The 4675-nt window shown below is 71.2% G+C and carries 4 protein-coding genes; 2 read left to right on the top strand and 2 right to left on the bottom strand.

Annotated features, from left to right (window positions below; genetic code table 11):
• Positions 1-50: 50 nt before the first annotated feature.
• On the bottom strand, positions 51-377 hold the full coding sequence (locus ACFU6K_RS31780) for a hypothetical protein (protein WP_053111946.1): 327 nt from the start codon (positions 375-377) through the stop codon (positions 51-53).
• Positions 378-449: 72 nt separating this feature from the next.
• Between ACFU6K_RS31780 and ACFU6K_RS31775 the strand changes: the two genes are divergently transcribed.
• Positions 450-1091, top strand: a complete 642-nt coding sequence (locus tag ACFU6K_RS31775) for a DUF2461 domain-containing protein (RefSeq protein ID WP_380668902.1) — start codon at positions 450-452, stop codon at positions 1089-1091.
• Between the two features lie 51 nt (positions 1092-1142).
• On the opposite strand, the gene ACFU6K_RS31770 is transcribed toward ACFU6K_RS31775, so the two are convergent.
• Positions 1143-2090, bottom strand: a complete 948-nt coding sequence (locus tag ACFU6K_RS31770; protein ID WP_380668900.1) for a heme o synthase — start codon at positions 2088-2090, stop codon at positions 1143-1145.
• Between the two features lie 462 nt (positions 2091-2552).
• On the opposite strand from ACFU6K_RS31770, the gene tkt reads away from it, so the two are divergent.
• Positions 2553-4652: a transketolase gene (gene tkt / locus ACFU6K_RS31765; protein ID WP_049649620.1), complete on the top strand. Its 2100-nt coding sequence runs from the start codon at positions 2553-2555 to the stop codon at positions 4650-4652.
• Positions 4653-4675 lie beyond the last annotated feature (23 nt).

The following is a 4675-nucleotide window of genomic DNA, read 5'->3' as shown; positions in this document are numbered from 1 at the left end:
CGGTTCCCCCGTGTGGGGGAACCGGGCCGTTCGCCGTACCAGGAGGCCGGTCAGATCTGGATGCCGGCCATCCGCTTCCACTCGTACGCGCCGGTCTTGACCTTGAGGCCCAGCTCGCCCTCGAAGTCGTCGTGCAGGGTCAGCCCGGCCAGCTCCGCAGCCCGCTTGCCCACGGCGTAGCTGGGGGCCACCTGGTCGCCCCAGGCGCCGTCCGCGCCGACGACCACGATGCGGGTGGCCACGGAGCCGACGTACTCGACGACGGCGTCGCCGCCCCCGTGCTCGCGGGCGAAGCTGGTGAGGTGCTTGGCGATGCGCTTGGCGCGGCGCTCGGTGCGGGCGTCCGGCGCGGCGGTGGCGGTCTCTGCGCTGCTCATGCCCGCATGCTACCCACCGGTAGCGCCGCTGGCGACGGGAGCGCCCTGTGCACCGGGCCACATACTGGAGGGGTGACCTTCTCCGGCTGGCCGGCCGAGGCGCTCGACTTCTACGAGCACCTGGAAGCCGACAACTCCAAGACCTTCTGGCAGGCCCACAAGGGGCAGTACGACGACGCCGTACGGGCCCCGATGGAGCTGCTGCTCGCCGAGCTGGAGCCGGAGTTCGGGCCGGGGAAGATCTTCCGCCCGAACCGCGACGTCCGGTTCAGCGCCGACAAGTCCCCGTACAAGACCCACATCGGCGCCCATCTGGAGAGCGGCGGCTACATCCAGCTCTCCGCCGACGGGCTGGCCTGCGGCAACGGCTTCTACCAGCTCGCCCCGGACCAGCTGGAGCGCTACCGCGCCGCCGTCGCGGAGGACGTCACCGGCGCGGAGCTGGAGCGGGTGATCGCCCGGGTGGAGCAGCAGGGCCCGCTGGTGGTGGGCCGGGACTCCCTCAAGTCGGCCCCGCGCGGCTACCCCAAGGACCACCCCCGGATCGGGCTGCTGCGCCACAAGGGCCTGGTGGCCTGGCAGGAGTGGGAGCCCGCGAAGTGGCTGGGCACCCGCGCCGCCCACACCCGGATCACCGGCTTCCTGCACGCCTCCCAGCCGCTGCGGGACTGGCTGGACGACCACGTCGGCCCCTCCGAACTCCCCGCCCGCTGAGAACGCGAAGAGCCCCGGTCCGCCTGGACCGGGGCTCTTCGCATCAGCCTCTTACTTCACGAACGGGTCGATCGCGCAGACCACCATCAGCAGCGACAGGTAGGTGATCGACCAGTGGAACAGCCGCATCTCCTTGAGCTTCGCGCCCACGATCCCGGCCTTGGCCCGCCCGTACAGCGCGTGCGCCTCGCGCAGCCAGGCCCCGCCCAGCAGCACCGCGGCGACCGGGTACAGCCAGCTCATGTGCCCCAGCGGCCAGACCGCCAGCGAGACCGCCACCATCACCCAGGAGTAGATGACGACCTGCTTGCCGACCGCCACGTTGCCCTTGACCACCGGCAGCATCGGCACGCCGGCCCGCTCGTAGTCGTCGCGGACCTTCATCGACAGCACCCAGGTGTGCGGCGGCGTCCAGAAGAACACGACCAGGAACAGCATCACCGCGGCCCAGGACACCGAGTTGGTCACCGAGGACCAGCCGACCAGCACCGGCATGCAGCCGGCGATGCCGCCCCAGACGATGTTCTGCGGGGTGCGCCGCTTGAGCCCCAGCGTGTAGACGAACACGTAGAACAGCAGCGCGCCGAGCGCCAGCCAGGCCGACAGCCAGTTGACCCCGAAGCCCAGCAGCAGCGTCGAGACCACGGCGAGGACGATGCCGAACACCAGCGCCTCGCGCGGTGACACCATCCCGGTGACGATCGGCCGCCGCTCGGTTCGCGACATGACCGCGTCGATGTCGCGGTCGATGTACATGTTGAGGGCGTTGGCGCCGCCGGCCGAGAGGTAGCCGCCGACGACGACCTTCAGCACCAACAGCATGTTGGGCACGCCCTGCTGGGCCAGGAACATCACCGGCACGGTGCTCATCAGCAGCAGCTCGATGATCCGCGGCTTGGTCAATGCGACGAACGCGCCGACACGGGCCCCGAACGGCCGGTGCGCAGGAGTCGCCCCGGTGACCCCGGCGGGACGGGTTTCGACGGCGGTCACTAACACCCCAACTGAAGATGAATCCTCGCAGGCGTCCACAGGAACGAAGGGTCCCGAATCGTCCGCTCTGCGCGTACCACGACACCATAGACGTTCCATATATCCCATCCGGCTCCGGGGTCCCCCGGCGAGGCGGAACGCACACCCCCGGGTGAACCGCCCGGGCGGGGCCGTCGAGCGCCTCCGGCGGGTCCGCTAGCCCGTCCTGACCACCGGAGCGGCGCGACGGCGCGAACCGGGAGAGTCTGGGACAAATCCATCCGCACCGCTCCAGTGGGAATCTGCATGCGGAATTGCCGGTTGTCCCAGCACGGAGGGTGAGCCGCACCCCGGACGGTAGGCTCGCAGACAGAAGCGGGATCTACCCTCCGTGACCGGCACCACCCAGCGTCGGGACCACAGCGCCGTGGCCGACCCGGTCCCCATTCACGGGGTCACTCTTCACAATGGAAGGAGCCCTGAGACAGGGTGAGCACTGCGCCGACGAACGCATTCGAGTGGACCGATCTGGATGAGCGCACCGTTGACACGGCGCGCGTCCTGGCCATGGACGCTGTCCAGAAGGTCGGTAACGGACACCCCGGGACGGCCATGTCGCTGGCCCCGGCCGCGTACCTGATCTTCCAGCGGTTCCTGCGCCACGACCCGACCGACCCGTCCTGGGTCGGGCGCGACCGCTTCGTCCTCTCCCCCGGCCACACCAGCCTGACGCTCTACACCCAGCTCTACCTCTCCGGCTACGGCCTGGAGCTGGACGACCTGAAGGCCTTCCGCGTCGCGGGCAGCCGCACCCCCGGCCACCCCGAGCACGGCCACACCGCGGGCGTGGAGACCACCACCGGCCCGCTGGGCCAGGGCATCGCCAACGCGGTCGGCATGGCGATGGCCGCCCGCTACGAGCGCGGCCTGTTCGACCCGGAGGCCCCGGCCGGCGAGTCCCCCTTCGACCACACGGTCTGGGCCATCGTCTCCGACGGCGACCTGGAGGAGGGCATCTCCGCCGAGGCCTCGTCGCTGGCCGGCCACCAGAAGCTGGGCAACCTGGTCGCCGTCTACGACGACAACCACATCTCGATCGAGGGCGACACCGAGACCGCCTTCTCCGAGGACGTCCTCAAGCGCTACGAGGCGTACGGCTGGCACGTCCAGCGCGTCACCCCGAAGTCCAACGGCGACATCGACGTGGCCGCCCTGGCCGAGGCGCTGGCCGCGGCCAAGGCCGAGACCTCCCGCCCGTCGATGATCGCGATGCGGACGATCATCGCCTGGCCGGCCCCGGACGCCCAGAACACCGCCAAGGCCCACGGCTCCGCGCTCGGCGCCGCCGAGATCGCCGCCACCAAGAAGGTCCTGGGCTTCGACCCGGAGAAGACCTTCGAGGTCAGCGACCAGGTCATCGGGCACGCCCGCCAGGTCATCAAGCGCGGCAAGGCCGCCCGCGACCAGTGGCAGCAGGGCTTCGAGGCCTGGCGCGCCGCCAACCCGCACCGCGCGGCCGAGTTCGACCGCATCGAGGCCGGCGAGCTGCCCGAGGGCTGGAAGAAGGCCGTCCCGTCCTTCCCGGCCGGCAAGGACGTCGCCACCCGCAAGGCCTCCGGCGACACCCTCAAGGCGATCGGCGCGGTGATCCCGGAGCTGTGGGGCGGCTCGGCCGACCTCGCGGAGTCCAACCTCACCACCATCGACGAGGACAGCTCCTTCCTGCCCGAGGGCAACCCGCTGAAGTCGGCCAGCCCGTACGGCCGGACGATCCACTTCGGCATCCGCGAGCACGCCATGGGCTCGACCATGAACGGCATCGCCCTGCACGGCAAGACCCGCGTGTACGGCGGCACCTTCCTGGTCTTCGCCGACTACATGCGCCCGGCCGTCCGGCTGGCCGCGCTGATGAAGCTGCCGGTCACCTACGTCTGGACGCACGACTCGATCGGCCTCGGCGAGGACGGCCCGACCCACCAGCCGGTGGAGCACATGGCCTCGCTGCGCGCCATCCCGGGCCTGGCCATGGTCCGCCCGGCCGACGCCAACGAGACCGCCGTCGCCTGGCGCACCATCGTCGAGCGCCACACCAGCCACCCCGGCCCGGTCGGCCTGGCGCTGACCCGCCAGGGCGTGCCGACCTTCGACCGCGAGGTCTTCGGCTCCGCCGAGGGCACCGCGAAGGGCGGCTACATCCTGGCCGAGGCCTCCACCGGCGATCCGCAGGTGATCCTGCTCGGCACCGGCTCCGAGGTCCAGCTGGCCGTCCAGGCCCGCGAGGCGCTGGAGGCCGAGGGCATCGCCACCCGCGTGGTCTCGCTGCCGTCCTTCGAGTGGTTCCAGGAGCAGGACCAGGCCTACCGCGACAGCGTGCTGCCGCCGTCGGTCAAGGCCCGCGTCTCGGTCGAGGCCGGCATCGCCCAGGGCTGGCGCGAGCTGGTCGGCGACCACGGCCGGATCGTCTCGCTGGAGCACTTCGGCGCCTCCGCCGACTACAAGGTGCTGTTCGAGGAGTTCGGCATCACCACCGAGCGCGTGGTGGCCGAGGCCCACAACGCCCTGCGCTCCCTCGAGGCCGTCAACCGCTAGCGGCCCCGGGCCGCGTGCCCGCC

Origin of the sequence: Kitasatospora sp. NPDC057512 (genome assembly GCF_042802135.1) — a bacterium.
Lineage (GTDB): Bacteria > Actinomycetota > Actinomycetes > Streptomycetales > Streptomycetaceae > Kitasatospora.
The sequence above is the reverse complement of the archived record's forward strand: the minus strand, read 5'-3'. Positions and strand labels throughout refer to the sequence as shown.

Excerpts from the sequence above, each read along its gene's own strand:
- ACFU6K_RS31780 (WP_053111946.1), bottom strand. The coding sequence starts at position 377 with ATGAGCAGCGCAGAGACCGCCACCGCCGCGCCGGACGCCCGCACCGAG.